The 24007-nt window shown below is 66.9% G+C and carries 22 protein-coding genes and 1 pseudogene; 16 read left to right on the top strand and 7 right to left on the bottom strand.

Translation table 11 applies throughout. The annotated features are described in order from the left end of the window. Window positions 1–33 precede the first annotated feature (33 nt). Window positions 34–1083: a PAS domain-containing protein gene (locus tag AC1DKD_RS07160; protein ID WP_441631899.1), complete on the bottom strand. Its 1050-nt coding sequence runs from the start codon at window positions 1081–1083 to the stop codon at window positions 34–36. Between the two features lie 357 nt (window positions 1084–1440). Here AC1DKD_RS07160 and AC1DKD_RS07155 point away from each other — a divergent pair, with 357 nt between their 5' ends. The 6 genes from AC1DKD_RS07155 (at window position 1441) to AC1DKD_RS07130 (ending at window position 8322) form a co-directional block, all read left to right on the top strand. Next, window positions 1441–3066 carry a BCCT family transporter gene (locus AC1DKD_RS07155; protein WP_477143130.1) on the top strand — a complete coding sequence of 542 codons (1626 nt, stop codon included), beginning with the start codon at window positions 1441–1443 and terminating at the stop codon, window positions 3064–3066. Window positions 3067–3146: 80 nt separating this feature from the next. Then, on the top strand, window positions 3147–4268 hold the full coding sequence (locus AC1DKD_RS07150) for an aromatic ring-hydroxylating oxygenase subunit alpha (RefSeq protein ID WP_441631895.1): 1122 nt from the start codon (window positions 3147–3149) through the stop codon (window positions 4266–4268). Window positions 4269–4283: 15 nt separating this feature from the next. Further along, window positions 4284–5732 carry an NAD-dependent succinate-semialdehyde dehydrogenase gene (locus AC1DKD_RS07145; protein ID WP_441631893.1) on the top strand — a complete coding sequence of 483 codons (1449 nt, stop codon included), beginning with the start codon at window positions 4284–4286 and terminating at the stop codon, window positions 5730–5732. Window positions 5733–5778: 46 nt separating this feature from the next. Then, window positions 5779–6747 (top strand): PDR/VanB family oxidoreductase, encoded by a 969-nt coding sequence (locus tag AC1DKD_RS07140; protein WP_441631891.1) that lies wholly within the window; start codon window positions 5779–5781, stop codon window positions 6745–6747. Window positions 6748–6811: 64 nt separating this feature from the next. Next, a complete protein-coding gene (locus AC1DKD_RS07135) occupies window positions 6812–7894 on the top strand; it encodes a porin (RefSeq protein WP_441631889.1) in 1083 nt (360 codons plus the stop codon). 173 nt (window positions 7895–8067) lie between these two features. Further along, entirely contained in the window at window positions 8068–8322 is a 255-nt protein-coding gene (locus tag AC1DKD_RS07130) for a hypothetical protein (RefSeq protein ID WP_441631887.1), read from the top strand. A 32-nt stretch (window positions 8323–8354) separates the two neighbouring features. Here the strand turns inward: AC1DKD_RS07130 and AC1DKD_RS07125 are convergent, their stop codons facing one another. Then, a complete protein-coding gene (locus AC1DKD_RS07125; RefSeq protein WP_441631925.1) occupies window positions 8355–9098 on the bottom strand; it encodes an SDR family oxidoreductase in 744 nt (247 codons plus the stop codon). 169 nt (window positions 9099–9267) lie between these two features. Continuing rightward, window positions 9268–9958 (bottom strand): annotated as a pseudogene (locus AC1DKD_RS07120) (LysR family transcriptional regulator). A 297-nt stretch (window positions 9959–10255) separates the two neighbouring features. Between AC1DKD_RS07120 and AC1DKD_RS07115 the strand changes: the two are divergent. The 3 genes from AC1DKD_RS07115 (at window position 10256) to AC1DKD_RS07105 (ending at window position 13693) form a co-directional block, all read left to right on the top strand. Continuing rightward, window positions 10256–10990 (top strand): DNA/RNA non-specific endonuclease, encoded by a 735-nt coding sequence (locus AC1DKD_RS07115; protein WP_441631883.1) that lies wholly within the window; start codon window positions 10256–10258, stop codon window positions 10988–10990. A 216-nt stretch (window positions 10991–11206) separates the two neighbouring features. Further along, window positions 11207–11914: a dienelactone hydrolase family protein gene (locus AC1DKD_RS07110; RefSeq protein ID WP_441631881.1), complete on the top strand. Its 708-nt coding sequence runs from the start codon at window positions 11207–11209 to the stop codon at window positions 11912–11914. Window positions 11915–12157: 243 nt separating this feature from the next. Beyond that, a complete protein-coding gene (locus AC1DKD_RS07105; protein WP_441631879.1) occupies window positions 12158–13693 on the top strand; it encodes an acyl-CoA synthetase in 1536 nt (511 codons plus the stop codon). Between the two features lie 118 nt (window positions 13694–13811). On the opposite strand, the gene AC1DKD_RS07100 is transcribed toward AC1DKD_RS07105, so the two are convergent. Both AC1DKD_RS07100 and AC1DKD_RS07095 read right to left on the bottom strand, forming a co-directional pair. Beyond that, window positions 13812–14507, bottom strand: coding sequence for a glycine zipper 2TM domain-containing protein (locus AC1DKD_RS07100; protein WP_441631877.1), 696 nt, complete (start codon window positions 14505–14507; stop codon window positions 13812–13814). A 152-nt stretch (window positions 14508–14659) separates the two neighbouring features. Continuing rightward, a complete protein-coding gene (locus AC1DKD_RS07095) occupies window positions 14660–15112 on the bottom strand; it encodes a MarR family winged helix-turn-helix transcriptional regulator (RefSeq protein WP_045235510.1) in 453 nt (150 codons plus the stop codon). 206 nt (window positions 15113–15318) lie between these two features. Between AC1DKD_RS07095 and AC1DKD_RS07090 the strand changes: the two genes are divergently transcribed. Both AC1DKD_RS07090 and AC1DKD_RS07085 read left to right on the top strand, forming a co-directional pair. Beyond that, window positions 15319–15888: a YggT family protein gene (locus AC1DKD_RS07090; RefSeq protein ID WP_276288986.1), complete on the top strand. Its 570-nt coding sequence runs from the start codon at window positions 15319–15321 to the stop codon at window positions 15886–15888. 169 nt (window positions 15889–16057) lie between these two features. Continuing rightward, complete coding sequence (locus AC1DKD_RS07085; protein ID WP_441631875.1) at window positions 16058–16372, top strand: hypothetical protein; 315 nt, start codon at window positions 16058–16060, stop codon at window positions 16370–16372. 147 nt (window positions 16373–16519) lie between these two features. Here the strand turns inward: AC1DKD_RS07085 and AC1DKD_RS07080 are convergent, their stop codons facing one another. Beyond that, window positions 16520–17452, bottom strand: a complete 933-nt coding sequence (locus tag AC1DKD_RS07080) for a LysR family transcriptional regulator (RefSeq protein ID WP_477143129.1) — start codon at window positions 17450–17452, stop codon at window positions 16520–16522. A 183-nt stretch (window positions 17453–17635) separates the two neighbouring features. On the opposite strand from AC1DKD_RS07080, the gene AC1DKD_RS07075 reads away from it, so the two are divergent. Continuing rightward, a complete protein-coding gene (locus tag AC1DKD_RS07075; protein WP_441631871.1) occupies window positions 17636–18481 on the top strand; it encodes an IclR family transcriptional regulator in 846 nt (281 codons plus the stop codon). 76 nt (window positions 18482–18557) lie between these two features. Here AC1DKD_RS07075 and AC1DKD_RS07070 read toward each other — a convergent pair whose 3' ends face one another. Next, the gene (locus tag AC1DKD_RS07070) at window positions 18558–19415 is read right to left on the bottom strand and encodes a phytanoyl-CoA dioxygenase family protein (RefSeq protein ID WP_441631869.1); all 858 of its coding nucleotides are present in this window, start codon (window positions 19413–19415) and stop codon (window positions 18558–18560) included. Between the two features lie 160 nt (window positions 19416–19575). Here AC1DKD_RS07070 and AC1DKD_RS07065 point away from each other — a divergent pair, with 160 nt between their 5' ends. The 4 genes from AC1DKD_RS07065 to AC1DKD_RS07050 form a co-directional block, all read left to right on the top strand. Further along, the gene (locus AC1DKD_RS07065; RefSeq protein ID WP_441631867.1) at window positions 19576–20496 is read left to right on the top strand and encodes an AAA family ATPase; all 921 of its coding nucleotides are present in this window, start codon (window positions 19576–19578) and stop codon (window positions 20494–20496) included. 6 nt (window positions 20497–20502) lie between these two features. Beyond that, window positions 20503–21546, top strand: coding sequence for a DUF58 domain-containing protein (locus AC1DKD_RS07060; RefSeq protein ID WP_441631865.1), 1044 nt, complete (start codon window positions 20503–20505; stop codon window positions 21544–21546). After that, entirely contained in the window at window positions 21543–23573 is a 2031-nt protein-coding gene (locus AC1DKD_RS07055) for a transglutaminase TgpA family protein (protein ID WP_477143128.1), read from the top strand. The genes AC1DKD_RS07060 and AC1DKD_RS07055 overlap by 4 nt, the downstream gene beginning before the upstream one ends. Before the next feature lie 106 nt (window positions 23574–23679). Further along, on the top strand, window positions 23680–24007 hold a 328-nt coding region (locus tag AC1DKD_RS07050), incomplete at its 3' end, for a MarR family winged helix-turn-helix transcriptional regulator (RefSeq protein ID WP_477143127.1).

The raw sequence follows: 24007 nt of genomic DNA, 5'->3' as shown, positions 1-24007 counted from the left end.
CTCTGGCCGTGCCTCGCGCCGCGGGGCGCGGCGCTATTTCACCTTGCCGGTCGCCTTGCCCGTCGCCTTGCCCGTCGCCTTGCCGGTCGCCTGGACGGCCACGATCACGTGCGTCGGCTGCCCGGACTCTTCGTCGCGGCATAGCGCGGCCCGGATGCTGACCGGCAACTGCCGCCCGTCCTTGCGCACAAGGCGGGCTTCGAACGCGCAACGCTCCTCGCTACCCGTCAGCAGGGCCTGCAGCGCTTCGCCATCGCCCGCCAGCAGATCTGGCAAGGTGATATCCGCCAGCTCCGCCTCCGCATAGCCGAGCATGCCGGTCAGCGCCGCGTTGACCGACTCCCATTGCCAGCCGATCCCGATCAGCGCCATGCCTTCGGAGGCAAGCTCGAAGACCGCGCGAAAGCGCGCCTGCTGATCGCGCAGCGACTGCTCCACCTTCTTGCGCGCAGTGTTGTCCATGCTGATGCCGACCATCTTGACCAGGCGGCCTTCGACATCGCGGATCGGCGTCGCGCGCGAGGAAATCCAGCGGATGCCGCCATCCGGCGGCAGGATGCGGAAATCGAACTCGTGCGGCTCGCCGGTGCGCAGCGAGTCCTCGTAGATCCGCTCCATCATCGGGATATCGTCGGGGTGCGCGCGCTTCCAGAAGTCGGCATTGCTGGCGATCGGCCAGCCGTACACGCTTTCCACGTTCGGCGAATAGGTGACGGCATCGGTGATGAGGTTCCACTCCCAGGTCACGATGCGCGCGGCCTCCTGCGCCAGCTTCATCCGGGCTTCGCTATCCATGATCTCGGCGGTGTACTTGCGCCGCACATCCGTCATCGTCATCGGCAACGGCACGGCGCTGGACGACTCGGCCTCGCGCTGGGCCTCTTCGCCGTAGCGCAGCCAGATCCAGTTGACGTTGAGGAACGCGGCCAGCTTGCGCAGGTTGTCATAGTCGATCTCGCCGCCGCGCGTCCATTTATGGACGGCGGGGCGCGACAGCCCCAGCGCGGTGGCGACGGCCTGGAGCGTGAGCTTCTTGTGCTCGAGCAATTCCTTCAGGCGGAAAGCAAAGCTGTTTTCTGTCATGGTAGCGGCCGCATGAGCCTGGGTCACCCGAGGTCAGGCCAGTAACGAATCCTAAGAGTCCGAAAGGATACACCGCCGACACGCGAACACCTTCCGCAACGCGTCCCGAACGCGCGGCACGGCACGAAGTGCATCGTTCTCCACGCCCACCCCGGCATTTTTCAGGAGCGCGCACAGGTAAAGCGAAATCCCGCTTGTGCAAGCCGGAATTCTTCCTTAGACTACGCTTCGTTAACCAATGGTTATCGTAACTTATTGGTTAACTTTCCAAAAATCATCAAGGAGCCCGGAGAAGGCCCCATGCCCCGCAACTGCCAACCATTCCGTGCGCACGGACGCATGGAGGAGGAGACTAAATTGAGTACTACAAAAAGCAGCAGGGACTTGTTCCTGACAGGCTGCACCGTGGCTGCGGTCGCCGCCACCGTGGTCGCCATGACCATGTGGCCCAGCCAGGCAGCCGCCACCGCGTCGCAACTGTTCAACTGGGCCACGCGCTCGTTCGGATCCTTTGTCCAGGTGTTCGTTTTCGGCTGCGTCATCGCCTGCCTGGCGCTGGCGTTCAGCAAGTACGGCAATGTGCGCCTGGGCGAAGGCAAGCCGGAATACGCCACGCTGTCGTGGGTTTTCATGTTCATCTGCGCCGGCATGGGGTCRTCGACCATGTACTGGGGCGTGATGGAATGGGTCTATTACTACCAGTCGCCGGGCCTGAACATCGCCACCGGTACGCGCCAGGCGCTGGAGTACAGCATCAGCTATTCGTTCTTCCACTGGGGCCTGAGCGCCTGGGCGGTCTACGCCCTGCCCTCGCTCGCCATGGCGTATCACTTCCATGTGCGCAAGAACAAGGGCCTGAACCTGGCCTCGATGGTGCAGGCCGTGACCGGCTTCAAGGCCAGCGGTCCCGTGGGCCGGGCGGTGGACCTGATCTTCCTGCTGACCATGTTCGGCGCACTGACGGTATCGATCGCCCTGACAGCCTCCACCTTCACGCGCGGCCTGTCGGGCCTGAGCGGTGTGCCCGATACGTTCGTCACGCAGTTGATCGTGATCGTCGGCGTCTCCGTGATCTTCTCGCTCAGCGCCTATGTCGGCATCGACGGCGGCATGCAGCGCCTTAGCCATATGGTGTGCTGGGGCGCGCTGCTGCTGGCCGCCGTGGTGCTCGCGGTGGGCCCGACGCTGTTCACTGCGAACAATGTCGTCAACGGCCTGGGCCTGATGCTGCAGAACTACATCCACATGAGCCTGTTTACCGATCCCACCGGCGACGGCACCTTCAGCCGCGGCTGGACGGTGTTCTACTGGCTGTGGTGGGTGTCGTACTCGCCGGGCGTGGCGATGTTCGTGGCCCGCGTGTCGAAGGGCCGCAAGATCAAGGAAGTGATTTACGCGCTGTTGCTCGGCGGCAGCGTCGGTTGCTGGTTCTTCTTCGGCGCGCTGGAAAGCTACAGCATGCACCAGTACATCAGCGGCGCCATCGACGTGCCGCGCATCCTGAAGGAGCATGGCGGCGAATCCGCGGTGGAAATGCTGTTGCTGGCCTTGCCTGCCGGCAAGCTGTTCCTGGCGGCCTACCTGTTCATCATGATCATCTTCCTGGCGGCGCACGTGGATGCCGTGGCCTATGCGGTGGCCGCCACCACCACACGGAATATGCGCGAAGGCGAAGACCCCGCGCYAGGCAGCCGCGTGTTCTGGTGCGTGCTGCTGACGCTGGTGCCCCTGGCCATGCTGTTCACCAAGGCATCGCTGGACACCATGAAGACCGCCGTGGTGCTGACCGCGATCCCGTTCCTGGTGATCCTGGCCATCAAGCTGTTCGGCCTGTTCCGCTGGCTGCTGCAGGATTTCGGTACGGTGCCCGCGCACGACATCGAAGCTGGCTTCGTGCCCGAGCGCAACGCCGGCGCCCCTGCGCCCGCCGGCCAGCCACCCGAAGCCCTCCCGCGCGACCAGTCCGCCGCCGCCACGCTTTGAAACGCCGGCCCGGCAACGGGTCTCCTTTTTGTCCGATTTGTTAAATATAGATTAACAGTTAACCATCATAGACAACGATCATGAAAGACATTGCTCCGCTCGCTCCAGACTTTTGCGCCGACCCCGAAAACGCCTGGACCCTGCCCAAGTCGTACTACACCAACGAAGCGATCTTCGAGTTCGAGAAAGAAAAGGTCTTCGCCAACAGCTGGATCTGCATCGCCCATCGCAGCGAACTGGCCCAGCCCAATGACTACATCACGCGCGAGGTGATCGGCGAGAACATCGTGGTGCTGCGCGACCGCGACAACGTGCTGCGCGCGTTCTACAACGTGTGCCCGCATCGCGGCCACCAACTGCTGTCGGGCAGCGGCCGCGCCAGGAACGTGATCACCTGCCCGTACCACGCCTGGACCTTCAAGCTCGACGGCGAGCTGGCCCATGCGCGCAATTGCGAGAACGTCGCCCACTTCGACAAGGACAAATCCAGCCTGGTGCCGGTCAGGGTCGAGGAGTACGCCGGCTTCGTCTTTATCAACCTCAACCCGGACGCCGGCACGGTGGAAGCGCAGTTGCCGGGCCTGCAGGCCCGCATGCGCGAAGCCTGCCCCGTGATCGACGACCTGCACCTGGGCGCGCGCTTCGTGACCGAGACCCCGGCCAACTGGAAGAGCATCGTTGACAACTACATGGAGTGCTACCACTGCGGCCCGGCCCATCCCAGCTTCGCGGACTCGGTGCAAGTGGACAAGTACTGGCACACGCTGCACGAGAACTGGTCGCTGCAGTTCGGCCATGCCAAGTCGTCCGAGAAGTCGTTCAAGCTCGACGAGTCGGTCAAGGACCCGAGCTTCGCCGGCTTCTGGGCCTGGCCTTGCACGATGTTCAACGTGCCGCCCGGCGCCAACTTCATGACGGTGATCTACGAGTTCCCGGCCAGCGCCGAAGTCACGCTGCAGCACTACGAGATCTACTTCCTGAACAAGGAACTGACCGAGGAGCAGCAGAAGCTCGTCGAGTGGTACCGGGACGTGTTCCGACCTGAAGACCTGCGCCTGGTGGAGAGCGTGCAGCGCGGCCTGAAGTCGCGCGGCTATCGCGGCCAGGGCCGCATCATGGTCGACCAGCAGCGCAGCGGCATCAGCGAGCACGGCATCGTGCATTTCCATCAGAAGATGGCCAAGCAATACCAGCCCGTCTGAGCCAAGGGAGCCAGCATGAAACGCAACGACAACACGCTGTTCCGGCAACAGGCCTGCATCGATGGCCGCTGGTGCGACGCCGCCTCCGGCGACACCGTGGCGGTGTTCGATCCGGCCCTGGGCGAACAGGTCGGTACCGTGCCGCGGATGGGCGAGGCGGAAACCGTCGCCGCCATCGAGGCGGCCAACGCCGCGCTGCCGGCCTGGAAGCAGCGCACCGCCAAGGAGCGCGCCGGCCTGCTGCGCAAATGGTTCGAACTGATCTTGCAGCACGAGCAAGACCTGGCCGTGCTGATGACGCACGAGCAAGGCAAGCCCCTGCAGGAAGCACTGGGCGAGGTGCGCTATGCCGCCTCGTTCATCGAGTGGTTCGCCGAGGAAGCCAAGCGCCTCTACGGCGACGTGATCCCCTCGCCCACGGCGGACAAGCGGCTGCTGGTAGTGCAGGAGCCAATCGGCGTCTGCACGGCCATCACGCCCTGGAACTTCCCCGCGGCAATGATCACTCGCAAGGCGGCGCCGGCCCTCGCCGCCGGCTGCACCATGGTGGTGAAGCCCGCCAACGAGACGCCGTTCACGGCGCTCGCGCTGGCCGAACTGGCCCTGCGGGCCGGCATTCCGGCGGGCGTGCTCAATATCGTCACCGGCGACGCAGTCGCCATCGGCAAGCAGTTCACCAGCCATCCGCTGGTGCGCAAGCTGTCGTTCACCGGCTCGACGCCGGTGGGCCGCCTGCTGATGGCGCAATGCGCCGGCACCATCAAGAAAGTGTCGCTGGAGCTGGGCGGCAATGCACCCTTCATTGTGTTCGACGATGCCGACGTGGAAGCGGCCGTCGAAGGCGCCCTGCAGGCGAAGTACCGCAATGCCGGGCAGACCTGCGTGTGCGTGAACCGGCTGTACGTGCATGACGCGGTGTACGACCGTTTCGTCGACCTGTTCACCAGCAAGGTGGCCGAACTGCGCGTGGGCAACGGCTTCGACGCCGGCAGCGAGATCGGTCCGCTGATCACGCCCACGGCGGTGGCCAAGGTCAGCGAGCTGGTCGACGACGCCGTCGCCAAGGGCGCGCAGTTGCGCATCGGCGGCCAGCCGCACGCCGCCGGCGAGCAGTTCTTCGCGCCCACCGTCCTGACCGGGGTCAAGCCCGGCATGCGCGTGCTCGACGAGGAAATCTTCGGGCCGGTGTCGCCGGTCGTGCGCTTCTCGTGCGAGGAGGATGTGGTGCGCATGGCGAACGACACCATCTATGGCCTGGCCGCCTACTTCTACAGCCGCGACATCGGCCGCGTCTGGCGTGTCGCCGAACAGCTCGAGTACGGCATGGTCGGCATCAACACCGGCATGATCTCCAACGAAGTCTCACCGTTTGGCGGCGTGAAGCAGTCTGGCCTGGGCCGCGAAGGCTCGCGCTACGGCATCGACGACTACCTGGAAAAGAAATACCTCTGCATGGCGCTGTAAGCCACGCACGAGAGTGATACCAAGCCTGAAGAAAGAAGGAAGCAGCATGGGCAACCCCTACCAGTCGATGCGCGTCACCGTCACCCGCATCGAAGACGTCACGCCACAGATCAAGCGCTTCACGATGGCGCTTCCGGAAGGCGGCCCCATGCCGGGCTTCTCCGGCGGCGGCCATGTGATCGTGCAGATGGAAGACAGCGGCCAGCGCTACAGCAATGCGTACTCGCTGATGAACTCGCCCGAGGACCGCAGTTGCTACCAGATCGGTGTCCGGCGCGAGGAGCGATCCAAGGGCGGCTCCGCCTTCCTGCATGACAAGGTACGCGCCGGCGATACGCTGACGATCACCACGCCGAACAACCTGTTCGGCTTGCGCGAGGAGGCGCGGCGCCACGTCCTGATCGCCGGCGGCATCGGCATTACGCCGTTCATGTCGCAGTTGCACGAACTGCGGCGGCGCGGCGCGGACTACGAGCTGCACTACGCCTTTCGCAGCCCGGAGCATGGCGCCTTTCGCGACGAGCTCGCCGCCGCGCCGGACAGCGGCCGCTTCCGCTTCTACGCCGACAGCCTGGGGCAGAAACTCGACCTCGGCACGCTGCTGGGCAGGCTGCAGGACGGCGCGCATGTCTATGTATGCGGGCCGCAGCCGCTGATCGAAGCCGTGCAGGACGCGGCGGCGGCGCACGGCGTTCCCAGGGAGCGCGTGCACTGGGAGCAGTTCGCCGCGGCGCCCCAAGGCGGCGGCGCCTTCTCGGTAGTGCTGGCGAAATCCGGCAGGACCGTGGAGGTGGCCAGCGGCGAAACCATTCTCAAGGCCATCGAGCGCGAGAACGCGGCAAGCGTCGACTGCCTGTGCCGCGAAGGCGTGTGCGGCACCTGCGAGACGCGCATTCTCGAAGGCGAGGCGCAGCACTGCGACCAGTACCTGAGCAACGCCGAAAAGGCCGCACAGAAGACCATGATGATCTGCGTTTCCCGGGCCAGGGGACAGCGGATCGTGCTCGACCTGTAAGCAGCGGCCAATCCGGGGACGGCACCCGCCCACCTGGCTATCCCACAGACCRGAGGAGACATCAATGCACAAGACAGCCCTGCGCTGGCTGCTTGCGGGGGCGCTGCTGCCCGCCGCCGGCGGTAGCCACGCGCAATCCAGCGTCAACCTGTACGGCGTGGTCAGCACCGCGGTGCGCTACACCAGCAATATCGATGGCCTGCATCACGACCAGGCGGAACTGGTGGCGAGCGGCATCGGCGGCAGCCGCTGGGGCCTGAAGGGCGAGAACGACCTGGGTAGCGGCAACAAGGCGGTGTTCCTGCTGGAAAACGGCTTCGGCATCGACAACGGCCAGACCGCGTACAACGCGCTGTTCGGCCGCCAGGCCTATGTCGGCCTGGCTGGCGCCTGGGGCAGCCTCACCTTCGGCCGGCAGTACAACGCCCTGAACAACGTGGGCTGGAGCTTCAATCCGCTGGACCAGGGCTGGGGCAATTTCTGGTCGGACCCCTTGTACCTCGGCGGCGATATCTTCTTCCAGGACTACCGCATCAACAACAGCGTGGTCTACAAGGGCACGCTGGGGCCGGTGACGGTGCAACTGGACTACGGCTTTGGCGAGCAGCCCGGCAGCGCCGGCAAAGGCCAGACCCTCGGGGGCGGCGCCATGTACCAGAAGGGACCGCTCGCGCTTGGCCTGTCGTACGACCAGCGGCGCACGGCGGACGGGGCCGGCACCATCCGCAACTGGTCGGCGGGCGGCTCGTACGCCGTCGGCAAGACCACCCTCTACCTGGGGCATATGGGCCGCCACGAGGATGCCGGCGCCGCGCGCTTCGGCATCTACTTTGCCGGACTCGGGCATCAGGCCATGCCGGCCTTGCACCTGTCGGCCGCGTACTATCGCTACCAGCAAGGCGGCGGCGTCACCACGCAGTTCCAGGCCACCTCCCAGTGGCTCGGGGGAGGATCGGCGGATGCCGTGGCCGCCGTGGCGGACTACGCGTTCTCCAAGCGAACCAGTCTGTTCCTGGAAGTCGATGCGGTCAGGGCGCGCGGCGGGGCCGCGGGACGCGAGACGGAGTACTGGGGCGGCAGCCCCGTGACTGCGTCCGCCGGCACGACGCGGTTCGGTGTCATGCTTGGCATGCGGCAGATTTTCTGAGACGGTGCGGCCGGGGCTCGGTGTTTGCGCCGGCAAGGATCATGCCATCGCGTTGCCCGTTGCGATGTGTTGCCAAATGCGTAAAACGCATGCATGCGCCGAGAAAGTGTTTGTCCTTTCCCGCGCATACGTTCTACCTTACGAATGTGCGCCCTGCCTTTCCGGAGACCGCAATGGCAATCCGCTCCACCGCTTCACACAGTACCGCACAGTTAAGGCGACTGGTCGGCCAGTTGCAGGCCGAGGTCGACTCGCTGGATCACCTTGCCATCTTCGACGCCGAGACCCAGACCGCGCTGGGCCAGGCCCGCGACCGCCTCACGCAAGGTATCGAGGCCATTGAGGACGCCATCCAGAGCCTGCGCGCGCTGCAACAGGTGCGGCCATCGGCCATGCGGTCCCGAAAGACGACGCCGCGCGCCGCCTGATGCGCGGGAGCGCGTGCTGCCTGCCACCTTGCTCAGAATTCCTGCACGGCAGGACGCAACACGATTTCGTTGATATCCACGTCGGCCGGCTGTTCGATCGCGTAGGCGATCGCGCGTGCCACCGAGTCCGCCGGGATGGCCTGCCGGTAGAACTCGCCCACCGTCTTCGCACTCTCCGCGTGGCTGCTGCCCAGCTTGAGCTCTGAGTCCACCGCGCCCGGCGAGATCACCGTGGTGCGGATGGCGCCACCGGCTTCATGGCGCAAGCCTTCCGAGATGGCGCGCACCGCGAACTTGGTGCCGCTGTACACCGTGCCGCCCGGGCTGAACACCTTTACGCCCGCGACCGAGGCAATATTGATGAAGTGCCCGGCGCCCTGCTTCTGGAACACCGGCAGCGCGGCGGCGATGCCGTACAGCACGCCCTTGATGTTGATGTCGATCATGCGCTCCCATTCCTCGACCTTTGTCTCGCTCATGGGGGCGATGGCCATGAGGCCGGCATTGTTGATCATGACATCGACCCGGCCATAGCTGTCGACCGCCTTCTGCACCAGGGCTTCGACATCGGCACGCCGGCTCACATCGGCGATCGCCACCTCGGCCTTGCCGCCCTTGGCGCGGATCTCCGCGGCCAGCGTCTCCAGACGATCGCCGCGCCGCGCGGCCAGCACCAGCGAGGCGCCGGCGGCGCCCAGGTGGCGCGCGGTGGCTTCGCCCAGTCCACTGCTGGCGCCAGTAATGACAACGACCTTGCCTGCGATATTTGTGCTCATCATCCACTCCGTATCCGTGCGCAGGCGGTTTGCCTGCCGACGAGACGATTATGTTGGCTGACGGCATCAACAAAAATGGAAATGTTTTGATTTCAGTATTCCACCGGATGGAATTATCTCCACGGATAGCTGCCGCCGGCCTCTCGCCGGCGAGCGAGAGAACGGTAGCTCAGGGCGCCACGGCGGCGCTGCCAGTGAAGTAGGCCACCAGCGCGTCGAATACCAGCCGGATGCGCATCGGCACCGGGCTGCGGCGCGAGCGATAGATATACAAGCCCCACGGTGCCGGTGCATGCCGGTCCAGCACGCTGACCAGGCGGCCCGAGCGCAGGTGGGGCTGCGCGAGGTAGTCGGGCAACTGGCCGTAAGCGAGTCCGGAGAGGATCGCCTCCATCTCGGTTTCCGTCGCGGAACATGCCAAGGCGCAGGCCGATATCGATTTCGTCGTCGACCACATCGGCAATCTGGTCCGAGAGCCGGATATCGAGCGTGATGCCCGGATGCGCCAGCGCCACCTGCCGCAGCGCCGCCAGCAAGTGCAGCCGGCCGAGCGTGCTGGGCGCGGTAATCCGCACAGTGCCCTTGAGCTCGGTGTCCGAGCGGCCGGCCGGATGCGCGAACAAGCTGTCCACATCAAGCAATGCCGAGCGCGCGCGCTCGGCCAGCCGCTCACCGGCGGCAGTGATGCGGATCTGACGCGTATTGCGGTGGAACAGCGGTTCGCCCACGGCTTCCTCAAGGTCCTTGACCGCGCGCGTCACGGTTTGCGGGGACGTGCCCAGCCGGGTGGCGGCTGCCTTGAACGAAGCCGACTCCGCCGCCGCGCAGAAGATCCTAAGCATTTCCAGCCGGTTAAGCATGGTGATATGCGCCGTGGAAGTGAGGGCGTCTGATGATTATGCAAAGCGCGATTATAAAAGCTGCTGCCGTGCGAGATGAGATCCCTCTCATTGACGCCCTGCGCTATCTCCCTCGCTCATTGCGCCCCGGTCTGGCAGAATGCCCGACGCCCGCGGCCCGGACCGAGCCACTGTCCGGGCGCCGCACGGCCTGCCCTCGCGTCCATGCGGTCGCCTTGCGCGGGCTTAACTGTGATGAACGCCGGCACGGCGCACGCCTGCGGTGTTCACCCTGATCTTTAAGGATTCCGTTCCCGAATGAAGAAGCTTTTCCTCTCGCTGGCTCTGTGCCTGACCTCCGGCCTGGCCAGCGCTTCCGGTGGCTTTTCCGAGTGCCCTCAATTCTTCGCGCAACAGGCAGCACCCAAGGCGCCGGGTTCGCCGGAACTCAAGCTGCGTGCGCTGTGCTACGACGCATTCGCGGTCATGCACTCCGGCCGCAGCAAGACACCGCTTTTTGTTGCCGAGCGCCTGTCGCGCGCGCAGTTGATGGATGCCAAGGACGAAGAGCGAACCAACCGTTTCTTCTCCGATGCGCGCCTGCCGCGCTCGGAGCGGGCAGAGCTGGACGACTACAAGGGCAATGAAGGACTGGACCGGGGACACATGTCGCCTGCTGCCGATCAGCCGACCGCGCAGGCCATGGCGCAATCGTTCACGCTGGCTAACGTCGTGCCGCAATACAGCCAGAACAACCGCAAGGCGTGGGCCTCCATCGAAAAGGCCACGCGCAAGTATGCGATGCGCGCGACCGGCGATGTCTATGTCATTACGGGCCCGGTATTCGACGGGAACGTGCGCACGATCGGCAGCGGGAAAGTCTGGGTCCCGACGTATCTCTACAAGCTGGTCTATGACCCGTCGACGAACCGGGCCTGGGCGCACTGGATCGAGAATTCAGACGCCGCGCGGCCCGGCAAGCCGATCTCCTATGGCGAACTGGTGAAGCGCACCGGAATCGAGTTCCTGCCTGGCGTTCACCCTGCGAGCTGATCCGGCGCCGACGCGGCAGGGAAGTGGCGGGCGCGTGGCAAGCGCGCGCCCGCCACGGCGGCGTGGCGGCACGGGTTGCTGCACGCCCGGCACGTCTGGCCGGACAGTGGCACACTTGCGGTTTGCCGGATTTACGTCCCGTCACTGCCTTACCGCCGTCTTATCCCCGCGTTACCTTTTCATTCCTCAAACCCAACACCGATGGAGCAAGCCACCATGCCCGACAACAGCCAATGGATCCGTGTCGAAACCGAAGGCGGCGCCTTCGATGCCTACCTGGCCCTGCCCCCCGCCGGCAAGGCCGCCAGCGCGCCGGGCATCGTGCTTGTACAGGAAATCTTCGGCGTCAATGAGCATATTCGCGCGGTAGCGGACCAGTACGCGCTCGACGGCTATGTGGTGCTGGCGCCCGATGTATTCTGGCGCCACGCGCCGCGCGTGGAACTGGGCTACTCCGGCGATGACTGGGCAAGCGCCATGGAACTGCGCCAGAAGACCGACGTGGAACTGGCGGTGAAGGATATCGCCGCTACCGCCAAGGCGCTGCGCGCCCAGCTCGGCGCGGGTGCGAAGATTGCGGCGGTCGGCTACTGCTTCGGCGGCCTGCTGTCCTACCTGAGCGCCGCGCGCGGCCTGGTCGACGCGGCGGTCCCGTATTACGGTGGCGGCATCCAGAACAACCTGAAGGAAGCCGCCAGCATCAAGGTGCCGGTGCAGTTCCACTATGGCGCGCTCGACGCGCACATCCCGGCGGAGGCTGTCGAGCAGGTGCGCGCCGCGGTGGCCGGCAATCCGCGCGCGGAGATCCACGTCTATGCCCAGGCCGATCACGGCTTCAACTGCTGGGCGCGTGGTTCCTATCACCAGCCCTCTGCCGCGCTGGCACATGGCCGCGCACTGACCTTCCTCGCCGGCGCGCTGTAAGCCCGTCCGCCGCATCGCTGCGCTGCACAAGCTGCGGCGCAGCGCCTCCCCCAGCGTCCCCCTCGCCCGGGTGCCTTGCACCGCGGGCGCCCCGCCCGTATCCTGGCTCCCGAGCGCCAACGCCGCAGCCATCGCGCATCATCGCCCGCCATCGGTACTGATCCGTGCATGATCGACCCATGACCCGCTGCGGCATCGGCTCAAGACTTGCTGGACCCTAAAAAAAACAGAACGGAGACCACCATGCAGTCAGAGCAGCAACGCGTCCTGCGCAACACCGTCCCCGATGCCCTCGCCCGTGCGGTAAGGCGCAGTCCCGACAAGATCGCCCTGCGCTTCGGCGAGCGCAGCTGGAGCTACCGTGAGCTTGAGGCCGCGGCGGCCAGCGTGGGCGCGGCGCTGCAACGGTGGGGCCTGCGCCCCGGCGACCGGGTGGCGGCTTTTGGCAAGAACTCGGATGCCTATGTGCTGCTGTGGCTGGGCTGCCTGCGTGCCGGGCTGATCCATGTGCCGGTGAATTTCTCGATGACGCGCGGGGAAGTGGAGTACATCGTCAACCAGTCCGGCGCCAGCGCGCTGTTCGCCGATCCGGCGCTGGCCGCGCAAGTCGACGGCCTGCCTTGCCCCCTGCTGGGCAGCCTGCATGGCGGTGGCCCGCGCGATGTGCTCGCCGCCGCCCAGGGCCCCGGCGCGGATATTCTTGCCACGCTAGATGAGGCCATGCCGGCGCAGATCCTGTATACATCCGGCACCACGTCGGCGCCCAAGGGCGCGCTGATGACTCATCGCGCCTTGCTGGCCGAGTACATGAGCGCGATTGCAACGTGCGATATCAAGCCGGAAGACTATTCGCTGGCCGCGCTGCCCCTATACCATTCCGCGCAGATGCATGTCTTCCTGATGCCGCTGCTGCTGATGGGCGGCACCATCTTGCTGGCGCAGAGCCCCGAGCCGGGTTTTTGCCTGCGCACTGTGCGCGAGGCCGGCATCACCAGCTTCTTTGCGCCGCCTACCGTATGGATCGCGCTGCTGCGCCACCAGGACTTCGATCCGCGCGAGCTGACCTCGCTGACCAAGGCTTACTACGGGGCGTCGATCATGCCGCTACCGGTGTTGCTGGAGCTGCGGGAGCGCCTGCCGGCGCTGGGCTTCTACAACTGCTACGGGCAGAGCGAGATCGGGCCGCTGGCCACGGTGCTCGGGCCGGAAGCGCACCGGGAACGCCCTGCCTCGGCAGGCCGGCCCGTGCTCAACGTGGAAACCCGCATCGTCGATGAGAAGATGCAGGATGCCAAACCCGGCGAGCTCGGGGAGATCGTGCACCGCTCGCCGCAGTTGCTTACCGAATACTGGGACAAGCCGGGACAGACCGCTGAAGCCTTCAGCGGCGGCTGGTTCCACTCCGGCGATCTTGGCTATATGGACGAGGCGGGCTATCTGTACGTGGTTGACCGCATCAAGGACGTGATCAATTCCGGCGGCGTGCTCGTATCGAGCCGGGAAGTCGAAGAGTGCCTGTACCAGCATGAAGGCGTGGCCGAAGTGGCCGTCTTCGCGCTGCCGCATCCCAAGTGGGTGGAAGCGGTGGCGGCCTGCGTCGTGCTCAAGCGCGGCGCGGGCGCGGATGAGGAGGGGATGCTCGCCCATGCCCGCGCCGCGCTCGCACCGTTCAAGGTGCCCAAACGCATCGTGTTCGTGGCGGACCTGCCGCGCAACACCGCCGGCAAGCTGCTCAAACGGCAACTGCGGGAAGACTACGCCAGCTTGTTCGGCGCCTGAGCCAGGAGCTGTGCGCCCTGGTGTGGGACAGATCGCGCCATGTGGCGTAGCGGGTGCACGGCACCGGCTACGCCACCTGGGAACCCCTTACGCAATGGAAGACCCGGCAGCCACGCCTTCAGTAGGGCATCGCCACGCCGTTCTGCACCTTGACCCGGTCGCCGTTGCGCAGGTTGTAGGGCGTCGACTGCGTCAGCGTGAGATAGCCGTTGTCGGTGGTGCGTACCCGGATGCGGTACGCGGGCGGCGCCGTAGTAGTACGCTTCTCGACCTCGTTGCCAGCCAGGGCACCGGCCACCGCGCCGCCAATGGTCGCCACCGTATTGCCACGGCCGCCTCCCACCTGGTGGCCAAGCAGGCCGCCGACGACGCCACCGATCAGCGCGCCGGCGACGCCGCCTGCCGGCGCCTGCCCGGGCAACATCTCGATGTATTCGACGTTGCCGTAGCGCACGCCATAGGCATCGCTGCCGTAGGCGCCCTGGGCCGTATTAGCCTGCGGGTAGCCCGCTTGCGGATAGGACTGCTGGGGATAACCTTGCTGCGGGTAGCTCTCCTGCACCGGCGCCTGCTGCGGGTAGCCGGCCTGCGGATATTCCGGCTGCGGGTAGGCCGGTTGCGAGTAGCCCTGCTGCGGATAGGCAACGGGATAGCCGCCGCTTGCCTGCGTGCTGCTGCCATACGCGCCGGAGTTGCCATAGCTCCCGTAGCCACCATACCCGCCGCCATATGGCGCGGTCACGCAACCGGCCAGGGCGCCCGCGGCAAGCAGGGCGAGCGCGCTGGTACGAAGGGGGAAAGAGGGGAAAGGCATTTGTAGCTCCTGCGGATATCGCGAGTGGGAATGCGCGCGAGTCTAGGGCCGCGGGGCCGCCTCGGGTGTCACCGAGCCTTGTGAATGGTAACTGCCTGTAACGGCGCATGCGGTTTGGGTCGAAAAACCCGGGCCGCCTGCTTCACGACGGCTCAGGCGCGCTCCGCGCCATCGTCGTTGAAGGCCGTAAGGCGCGCTACGCGGAAGGTGCCGCGCAGCGATTCGAGTTCGCTCCGGTGCAGCATGGCCAGCCGGTTCAGGAAACGCTCGCCCTTGGCGAGCAAATGGACTTCCACGATCCGGCGGTCATCCGGATTGGCCTTGCGCTTGACCAGGCCGGCTGCCTCGCAGCGGTTGACCAGCGCCACCACGCCGTGCTGCTTGGCTTGCAGGCGCTCCGCCAGTTCGCCGATCGAAGCCCAGTCCTTGCCGGCGCAGCCACGGATATGCAGCATCAGCAGGTACTGCTGCACGGTCAGGCCTTCGTTGTGCGCGGCATCTTCGGAAAACCGCAGGAAACGCCGCAACTGGTAGCGGAAATCGGAGAGGGCTTCGAAGTCCTGCTTGTCGAGCAGGGATCGGGATGCGGCAGGCTGGCGGGTCATGGCGGGGCAGCGTGCGGACGCTGGGGGAACTTGGCTCGACGCTCATTATAGGGGCTGCCTCCGGCGGTCCCCCGACTCATCGGCGTTAGCCAGTTGACAAAGGCAGGCTCCGGTTTCGACCGCCGCCTGTGCGGGTATGGCAGAATCTGTGCGTCCGCAGACACTCCTGACTGCCGACATCACTACTGCCACCGGAACCGAAACCGATGTTCACGGAAATCGCCCTTTTCCTGCTCGATACCGTCTTCACCCTGTTCGGCATGGCGCTACTGCTGCGCCTGTGGATGCAATGGGCACGGCTACCCACGCGCAACCCCGTCTCGCAAGGCGTATTCCAGGTTACCGACTGGCTGGTCAGGCCATTGCGCCGGGTCATTCCGGGCCTTGGCGGCATCGACTGGGCGACCCTGATCGGCGCCTGGCTGACCGCCCTGGTGTTCCTGCTGCTCGTGCTGCTGCTTTCCGGAGGCGACCTCGCGCCCTACCTGCCGCTGGTCCTGCTGATTGCCGTTCTCAACGTATTGAAGTGGGGCATCAGCATGGTGATGTGGGTCACGCTGCTGATGGCGATCCTTTCCTGGGTCAATCCGCATTCGCCGGTCACGCCTGCCATCAACCACCTGACGGAACCGCTGCTGCGTCCGATCCGCCGCGTGGTGCCGCGCCTGGGCGGCTTTGACATCTCGCCGCTGGTCCTTTTCGTGATCGCGCAGATCCTGCTGATGATCATTGCCCGGCTTGGCGCAGGGCTGTTTGGCGCACGTTTCGGTCTCTGACTCAAGCCGGCGCGGGTGCGGATGGCCGTCCAGGCCAAAAATCCGGGCGGGATTATCCAGACTGACGAACAGTGTTTTGAGGATTAGCTCTTTTTCCTGGGCAGAAGGCCGCCTACAGTACGTGCAACGTGGAACACACCACGACATGCCAGAAGGAAAAAGCAGCATCATGAAGACTCTCACACAGCCCCGCACCCTCGCCGTTACCCTCCTCTGCGCCATCGGCTTGTCGATGGCTGCCGCCTCCGCGCACGCCAACTCGCCGGTTTCCGACCTCGCCCGCCTCGACGGCAGCATCGGCCGCACGGTGGACGCGTTCACCGACGGCGCCCGCACCGGTCCGCGCGATCCGTTCACCGATGGCGCCCACAACGGCCGCCGCGACCCGTTCACGGATGGTGCCCACAACGGCCCGCGTGACCCGTACACCGACGGCGCCCGCGGCACGAACGAAGCCCGCAGCAGCTTCAGCGACGGCGCCTGATTGCGCCCCGGCATTCACCTGGGATGGAAGAGACAGCAGTTGTGGCCTATCAACCGTAGTCGTCAAGAAGTGGCCACAGCCTAGCCAGGCGCCAACGGGCCGGCCTGCCAGCCGCCCCTTGCGCATGACCCCGCAGCCGCGCCGCCTTCACGGGCCGGGCGCGGCTGCGTMGTTTCCGCTACCCAGCAATCCGGATGCCATCATGGCTTCCACCGCTTCCATGAACACGCGCACCTTGCGCGGCTGCAACCGGCGGTCCGGCAGCAAGGCGAAGATCCGCAGCGGCGGTGGCGGATAGTCCGGCAATACCTTGACCAGGCGCCCCTGGGCCACCTCCGCTTCGCAATAGATCAGCGACAAGCGGGCGATGCCGAGGCCGGCCAGCGCGCCCTGGAGCCGGAGTTCGGCGTTGGCGGTCTGCATGCGCGGCCGGATCGGCACCGCCACGCGCTCGCCCTCGCGCATGAACTCCCACATGTCATCGCCGGGTGTGGTCAGGGTGGGCAGGTTTGCCAGGTCTTCTGGCAGCAACTGCGGGTGCAGGCCAGCGGCCAGCGCCGGCGCCGCGAATAGTCCCCGCTCGACGTGATAGATACGCCGCGCCACCGTCCCTGAATCAGGAAGATCGGCATCCACCGCCACAAAGGCCACATCGAACCCATCGCGGATGGGATCGACCATGCCTTGTGTGATCTCCACCTTCACATCGAGCGCCGGGTGGGCCGCCAGCGTACGGCAGATAACGCCGCCAAGCTGGTGCGCGCCAAACTCGTAGGGCGCGGCGATGCGCAGCACCCCTTGCACGCGTTCCTCGCGCGCCAGCGTTTCCTGGCGGATCTCGCGCAGCCGCGCGAACAGCGGAGCCACGTCGCGATACACCGCGCTGCCGGCATCGGTCAGGCGCATGCGCCGCGTGGTGCGCTGGAGCAACTTGGAGCCGATCGCCAGCTCGAGCCGTGCGACGGCCGCCGAGACCCGGGATTTGGGGCAGTCCAGCTGCTCCGCGGCGGCAGTGAAGGTGCCCTGCTCCACCACGCAGCAGAAGGCCTCCCAATCATTCCACTGGATTGTCTCGTTCACCGGACGATGTTTCCTTTACAAGCAATGTTGCCCAAACGCGCGACATTATGCGGCAGCCGGGACGCCTGCGCCGGTTCTCACCGTGGCGGCGGCGCCCCGGCCATGCGCCACTGGCGTACTGCGCGCATTTCCTCTACCCTTTCGGCCTTTCCGTGCGTATTCGGCAACCCGCCGAACTGACCGATGGCCAGCCCTGCCGCTCCCGACAATCCCGACAACCCGGCCACGGATGCTTCCGTGGAGCCCGCCGCCGCGGGCACGGAGAAGCCGAGCGATACCTATGTGCAGTCCTTTGCACGCGGCCTCTCGGTGATCCGCGCCTTCGACGCCCAACACCCGGCCCAGACCCTCAGCGAGATCGCGCAGGCCAGTGGCCTGACCCGCGCCGGCGCGCGCCGCATCTTGCTGACCCTGGTGGGCCTGGGTTATGTGCGCGCCGACGGCCGCCTGTTCCGCCTGACGCCGAAGATCCTCGACCTCGGTTTCGCCTACCTGACCTCGATGCCATTCTGGAACCTGGCCGAGCCGATCATGGAAGCGCTGTCGCAGGAAGTGCATGAAAGCTGCTCGATCTCCGTGCTGGATGGGACCGAAATCGTCTATGTGTTGCGGGTGCCCGCGCGCAAGATCATGACCATCAACCTGTCCATCGGCAGCCGGCTCCCGGCCTATTGCTCGTCGATGGGCCGCGTGCTGCTGGCGGGCCTGCCGGATGCGGAGCTGGACCGCGTGCTGCGCGCCACCGACCTGCGCGCCCGTACCAGCCGGACCGTCACCGACATCGAAACGCTCAAGGCCATCATCGCCGGCATCCGCGCGCGCGGCTGGGCGCAGAACGACCAGGAGCTGGAAGAAGGGCTGGTGTCGCTGGCCGCGCCGATCCGCAGCCGCGGCGGCCAGGTCATCGCCGCCATCAATATCAGTGGCCAGGCCAACCGCACCAGCGCCGACGAGATGGCCGGCAACTTCCTGCCGCCACTGCTGGCCGCGTCCGAGAAGATCTCCAACCTGGTCGGCCTGCGCACCTGATGCGCCCGGCATTGCGGCATCGCCCACAGGCCGGCCAGGGCGCTGGCCCGCGACGAGCCAGCATGGTGGATGCCGGTTAGCTTGCCGCGGGCATGGGCAGCGCAATGCTGCCGAATTCGGCCGAACGCGTGCCCGGCAGCGGATGGTTGCCGGCACCGAAATACGCAAAGGCGGCCGACAGCTTGACCGCCTCCGAGAGATTCTGCCCCGCGCTGTGAAATAGCCGGCTATCGAAGAACAATACGTCCCCGCGCTCCAGGGCAAGGGGCCGCACGCCACGCAGCAGGGCCTGGCTGCCCGGATGCGATTCGATCAGGAATTCCGCCGCATCGAGCTGGCCCGGTTCGAGGGCAACCGTGTGCGAGCCTGGAATGACGCGCAACACGCCGTTGCTCTCGTCCTCCCGGCCCAGCGCCAGCCACACCGTCACCAGTTCCGGGCTGGCAAACGACCAGTAACGGGTATCGCGATGCCAGCCGGTCTGGCTGCCATAGTGCGGATGCTTGGTCATCACGCAGTTGTGATGCGCCAGCGTCAGGAGCGGCGGCTCGCCCAGCAGGGTCGCCACGACCTTCGTTACCGCGGGGTCGACCGCCCATTGGCGAAACACCTCGTCGCGCCCGTAAGCCTGGCGCAAGCGCCGCACCGTGCCGCCGCCCGCGGCTTCGCGGCTGGCGGGTGCGCCGGGATAACCCAGTTCGGCTTCGTACTCCACAGGCGGGACCGCCGCGGCCAGTTGCTCGCGCGTTACCTGCTCGATCCGGTCGCAGACCTGCGGCGGGGCGAAGCCGCGCAGCACGATATACCCGTCGGCGTGGAAGACTCGGTTGAGTTCGTTCAATTCAGCGGCGGTCGGGGCGATGGCCGAAGCGGTGGAAACCGTGGAAACCGCCGTGGAAGCGGCGCCCGGCGGTACAGCAAGCGGGGAGTTCATTGCAGGGGATGTGGGGTTGGCAGGGCCGACAGCTTCGATAATGCCAGAAGCCGGGCAATCCGGCGCGCCCGGCATGTGCTGCGTGCGCAAACAGACTGTTCCCCGATACACACGCGCCGCTACAATGGCCGGGTCCTCCTTCCGACCCGCAAGGCCTCAAGTGACAGCTCGCCCACGCATCGTCGCATCGCTCTCCGAGGCGGAAGCCCAGCTTGGCCGCATCGTCCTGGGCAAGCCCAGGCAGATCCGGCTGGCGCTGGCCTGCATGCTGGCGCGTGGCCACCTGCTGCTGGAGGACCTGCCCGGCGTGGGCAAGACAACGCTGGCGCATGCGCTGGCGCGCACGCTCGGCCTGCAGTTCCAGCGCGTGCAGTTCACCAGCGACCTGCTGCCGGCCGACCTGATCGGCGTGTCCGTCTTCGTGCGCGACAGCGCCGAGTTCCGCTTCCATCGGGGCCCTGTGTTCGCGCAGGTGGTGCTGGCCGACGAGATCAACCGTGCCCCGCCGAAGACGCAGAGCGCCTTGCTGGAGGCGATGGCGGAAGGGCAGGTCACCCACGACGGCGTCACCCATGCCCTGCCGTCCCCGTTCTTCGTCATCGCCACGCAAAACCCGCTGGACCAGATCGGCACCCACGCCCTGCCCGAATCCCAGCTCGACCGCTTTACCATGCGCTTGTCGCTGGGCTATCCCGATCCGGCCTTCGAGCGCGTGCTCTACCTCGGCGGGGCGACACCCGCGGCCGGTACGCCCGTGATGGATGCCGAGCAGGTGGGCGCGCTGCAGCAAGCCGCGGCCCAGGTCTATGCCAGCCCTGCCCTGGTGGACTATGCACTGGCCCTGGTGCAGGCCACGCGCGCGAACGCTGCCTTTGCCGCCGGGCTGTCGCCCAGGGCGGGCCTGGCGCTGCTGGGCTGTGCCCGCGCCTGGGCACTGCTGCACCAGCGCGATATGGTGCTGCCCGAGGACATACAAGCGGTCTTCGCGCCGGTGGCCGGCCACCGGCTGCTGCCGGCCGGCGCCGCCGGCGGTGGACAGGAGGCGCTCGCCCGCCTGCTGTCCGACGTTGCCATTCCCTGATCCGCGATGTCCCGCAGCCGGCCGTTCTCATCGCCGCGCATGGCGACCCCGGCCGCGCCTGCCCGCAAGCGCCGGGCCTGGGCCTCGCCACCCTGGCTGCAGCGCCAGCGCCCGCCCCGGCAAGGCGTGGTGACGCTCGATCGCCGCCACTTGTATATCCTGCCCGGCCGCGCCGGCCTGGGCTTCGCGCTGTTGCTGCTGGCCATGTTGCTGACCTCGCTGAACTACAACATCAGCCTGGGCTTCGCCCTCACCTTCCTGCTCGGCGGCATCGGCATGGCCTGCATGTGGCACGCCTACCGCAACCTGCTCGACATGACAGTCGCCGGCGCCGGCACGGAGCCAGCGTTTGCCGGCGAGCCCGCGGCCTTCAGCCTGCGGATCGCCGGCATTGCAGGCACCGACGCACGGGTACGCATCGGCATCGAGGCAAGCCTGCCATCCCAGGCCGGGGCGCTGCCGGCAAGCCTGAGCCTGGCCCGGGATGCCAGTGGCCTGCTCACGCTGCATCTGCCCACCGGCCGGCGCGGCTGGCTGGCGCTGCCGCGCGTCACCTTATCGAGCCGTTTTCCTTTTGGCCTGTTCCGCGTATGGAGTCATGCCGACCTGCCGCTGGTCGCGTTGGTCTACCCGCAGCCAGAAGCCGGCGCGCCGCCGCTGCCGTTCGCCGCGCAGCCCGGGGACGATGGCGTGGCGTCCCTGCCGTCGGACGATGGCATAGACCAGTTGCGGCGCTACCGCAGCGGCGACCCGCTGCATCGCGTCGCCTGGAAACATAGCGCGCGCACCGGCCGCTTGCTGAGCCGCACCGGGCAGGCCGGCGGCCAGCCCGCGTGCTGGCTGGACTGGCAGGCACTGCCGCCGGCACTGGCCACCGAAGCGCGGCTCTCGCGCCTGTGCGCCTGGGTGCTGGCCTCGGGCGATACGATGGAGATCGGGTTGCGCCTGCCCGGCGTGGAAATTCCGCCCGGCCGCGGCGGCGCGCATCGCCGCGCCTGCCTCGAAGCCCTGGCGCTGTGGCCGGACCGGGCCGGGCAAGGTACGCCGTGAAGCCGTCRCCGCGCCCCCTCGCGCACGAGGAGCATGGCTTGCTGCTGGGCCAGCTGGCGCTCGTGCTCGCGCCGCAGGCACGCAGCCTGCCCGTCACCATCAGCGTCCTGCTGGTGTTGCTGATGAGCTGGCGCTGGCTGCTGTGGCGCCAGCGTGCGCCGTTGCCCTCGCGCCTGATACTCGCGCTCGTCGCCGGGCTGGTAATCCTGGTCGCGGCCGCCTTGGTCTGGCAAGCCGGCGGCAACATGGGGCGCGACCKGTCGGTGGCGCTGCTGGGCGCCTTCGTCGTGCTCAAGCTGCTGGAGAGCAGCGTGCTGGCCGACGCCACGCTGGTGACCCAGCTCTGCTTTTACCTGCTGCTGAGCCTGTACCTGTTCGACCAGCCTTTCTGGCTGGCCTTGTATAGCCTTGCCATCGCCGCCTGGCTGCTGCGCAACTGGTTGTTCCTGGGCCATCCCGAGGCCCGCGGCTATCTCGCGGCATGGCCGCTGCTCGGCCGCCTGGTGTTGATCGGCCTGCCCTGGGCGCTGCTGCTGTTCGTCTTGTTCCCGCGCCTCGATCGCCCGCTGTGGCGGCTGCCGCAAGCCGAGACCGTGGCCGCCACCGGCATCAGCGACACCATGAGCCCGGGCAGCGTGAGCCAGCTGACGCAGTCCACAGAAGTGGCGCTGCGCGCCGACGTGGAAGGGGAGCCGCTGCCCGCCAGCGCGCTGTATTGGCGAGCGCTGGTGCTGTGGCAATTCGATGGCAAGACCTGGCGGCCAGCGCCCTTGCGGCAGCGGCACGCGCAGCCGGCACCTGGCCTGCCGGCCACCGACGAGGCACCGCCTTATGCCAGGGACCTTGGCGAAATGGCAGGCAAGGCATCCGCTGGCAACAGCATCAGCTACAACATCACGCTCGAACCCAATCAGCACCAGTGGTTGTTCCTGCTTGACCGCGGCCAGGCGATCGACCCGGGTGCCGGTGCGGTAGTCAACGCCGACGGCGAGTTTTTCGCCAGCGATCCCATCGACCGGCGCTTGCGCTACCGCGCGCGTTCGGCCCCGGCCAAGGCGCAGGCGCTCGATCTCCCGACGCGACAACTGGCGCTGGCACTACCGCCCGGCAATCCGCGCAGCCGGGCGCTGGCCACCGAATGGGCGGAGCAATACGCGGATCCCGCGCAGCGGGCACGGGCCGCACTGCGCTTGTTCGCCGCGGCACCATTCAGCTATACGCTGTCGCCCGCGCCGCTTGGCCGCGAACAGGTCGACAGCTTCCTGTTCGATACCCGGCGAGGATTCTGCGAGCACTATGCCAGCAGCTTTGTCTTCCTGATGCGCGCGGCCGGTGTGCCGGCGCGGGTGATCACCGGCTACCAGGGCGGCGAGTACAACCCGATCGGCGGCAACTACATCGTACGGCAGGCCGATGCCCACGCCTGGGCGGAGATCTGGCTGGAGGGGCGCGGCTGGGTGCGCGTCGATCCCACCAGCGCGGTGGCGCCCAGCCGTGTCGAACACGGCATCGACGCCGCGCTGGAGGCCAGCGAGATCGAAGCGCTGCGTGCGGTGCGGGACCCCGGCTGGCTGCGCGACCTGCGCTGGGGCATGGACGGCATGGTCTACACCTGGCAGCGCTGGGTGCTGCAATACGATCGCGGCCAGCAGTCACGCCTGATGCAGCAGCTCGGCATCGGCGACAGCGTGCCGCAGGCGTTGCTGGCCGGGCTGGCGACGCTGAGCTTGCTGGTACTCGTGCCGCTTGTGCTCAGGCGCCGCCAGGCCGATCCCGTTCAAGCCTTGTATGCCCGCTTCTGTCGCGACCTGGCACGCCATGGGTGCGTGCGCGGGCCGGCGGAAGGACCGCAGGATTTTGCCGCGCGGGCCGCGCGCCGCCTCCCTGCCGCCGCGCAAGCGGTGCAGGATTTCAGCGAGCGCTACACCCGGCTGCGCTACGGCCGCCAGGCCCCGGCGCTGCGTTCCGGCGAACTCGCGGGCCTGCGGCAAGCGTTGCGGCGGCTGTCGCGACAGCTCGCGCGCTGAGGAACGTCGCCGCCCTGGTTAGTTTCATATGATATAGTTACGTATGTAACTAAATAGCCGGGCGCAATCTGTTTCTGTTGCGCCGGCATCACCCGACTCCCCCACCATGTCGTTCGAAGACCGAATCGACCGCTTCTGTGCCAGCCATCCGGAAGCACCGCGCGACCTCATCCTGGCCTCCCGGCTCCTGATGCGCACCGCGCGCCTGCTGCGCAGCCACATCGACCGGGCGCTGGCGCCGTTCGGGCTGGACCTGCAGCAATACCTGGCGATCAGCATGCTCGCCACCGACGACAGCCAGCCCAGCCTGCCGTCCGAACTTGGCATCACGCTCGACGCCACGCGCACCCAGATGACCCGGCTGATGGACGGCCTGGTGGCGCRTGGCCTTGTGCGGCGGCACGCCTCGGCACAGGACCGCCGCAGTACCGAAC

It is taken from the genome of Cupriavidus sp. 05T313 (assembly GCF_056396665.1).
The sequence above is the reverse complement of the archived record's forward strand: the minus strand, read 5'-3'. Positions and strand labels throughout refer to the sequence as shown.

What these genes read in the sequence shown, in the direction of transcription:
- AC1DKD_RS07160 (WP_441631899.1), bottom strand. Translation starts at nt 1,083, where the DNA reads ATGACAGAAAACAGCTTTGCTTTCCGCCTGAAGGAATTGCTCGAGCAC.
- AC1DKD_RS07150 (WP_441631895.1), top strand. Translation starts at nt 3,147, where the DNA reads ATGAAAGACATTGCTCCGCTCGCTCCAGACTTTTGCGCCGACCCCGAA.
- AC1DKD_RS07145 (WP_441631893.1), top strand. Translation starts at nt 4,284, where the DNA reads ATGAAACGCAACGACAACACGCTGTTCCGGCAACAGGCCTGCATCGAT.
- AC1DKD_RS07140 (WP_441631891.1), top strand. Translation starts at nt 5,779, where the DNA reads ATGGGCAACCCCTACCAGTCGATGCGCGTCACCGTCACCCGCATCGAA.
- AC1DKD_RS07135 (WP_441631889.1), top strand. Translation starts at nt 6,812, where the DNA reads ATGCACAAGACAGCCCTGCGCTGGCTGCTTGCGGGGGCGCTGCTGCCC.
- AC1DKD_RS07130 (WP_441631887.1), top strand. Translation starts at nt 8,068, where the DNA reads ATGGCAATCCGCTCCACCGCTTCACACAGTACCGCACAGTTAAGGCGA.
- AC1DKD_RS07125 (WP_441631925.1), bottom strand. Translation starts at nt 9,098, where the DNA reads ATGAGCACAAATATCGCAGGCAAGGTCGTTGTCATTACTGGCGCCAGC.
- AC1DKD_RS07115 (WP_441631883.1), top strand. Translation starts at nt 10,256, where the DNA reads ATGAAGAAGCTTTTCCTCTCGCTGGCTCTGTGCCTGACCTCCGGCCTG.
- AC1DKD_RS07110 (WP_441631881.1), top strand. Translation starts at nt 11,207, where the DNA reads ATGCCCGACAACAGCCAATGGATCCGTGTCGAAACCGAAGGCGGCGCC.
- AC1DKD_RS07105 (WP_441631879.1), top strand. Translation starts at nt 12,158, where the DNA reads ATGCAGTCAGAGCAGCAACGCGTCCTGCGCAACACCGTCCCCGATGCC.
- AC1DKD_RS07100 (WP_441631877.1), bottom strand. Translation starts at nt 14,507, where the DNA reads ATGCCTTTCCCCTCTTTCCCCCTTCGTACCAGCGCGCTCGCCCTGCTT.
- AC1DKD_RS07095 (WP_045235510.1), bottom strand. Translation starts at nt 15,112, where the DNA reads ATGACCCGCCAGCCTGCCGCATCCCGATCCCTGCTCGACAAGCAGGAC.
- AC1DKD_RS07090 (WP_276288986.1), top strand. Translation starts at nt 15,319, where the DNA reads ATGTTCACGGAAATCGCCCTTTTCCTGCTCGATACCGTCTTCACCCTG.
- AC1DKD_RS07085 (WP_441631875.1), top strand. Translation starts at nt 16,058, where the DNA reads ATGAAGACTCTCACACAGCCCCGCACCCTCGCCGTTACCCTCCTCTGC.
- AC1DKD_RS07075 (WP_441631871.1), top strand. Translation starts at nt 17,636, where the DNA reads ATGGCCAGCCCTGCCGCTCCCGACAATCCCGACAACCCGGCCACGGAT.
- AC1DKD_RS07070 (WP_441631869.1), bottom strand. Translation starts at nt 19,415, where the DNA reads ATGAACTCCCCGCTTGCTGTACCGCCGGGCGCCGCTTCCACGGCGGTT.
- AC1DKD_RS07060 (WP_441631865.1), top strand. Translation starts at nt 20,503, where the DNA reads ATGTCCCGCAGCCGGCCGTTCTCATCGCCGCGCATGGCGACCCCGGCC.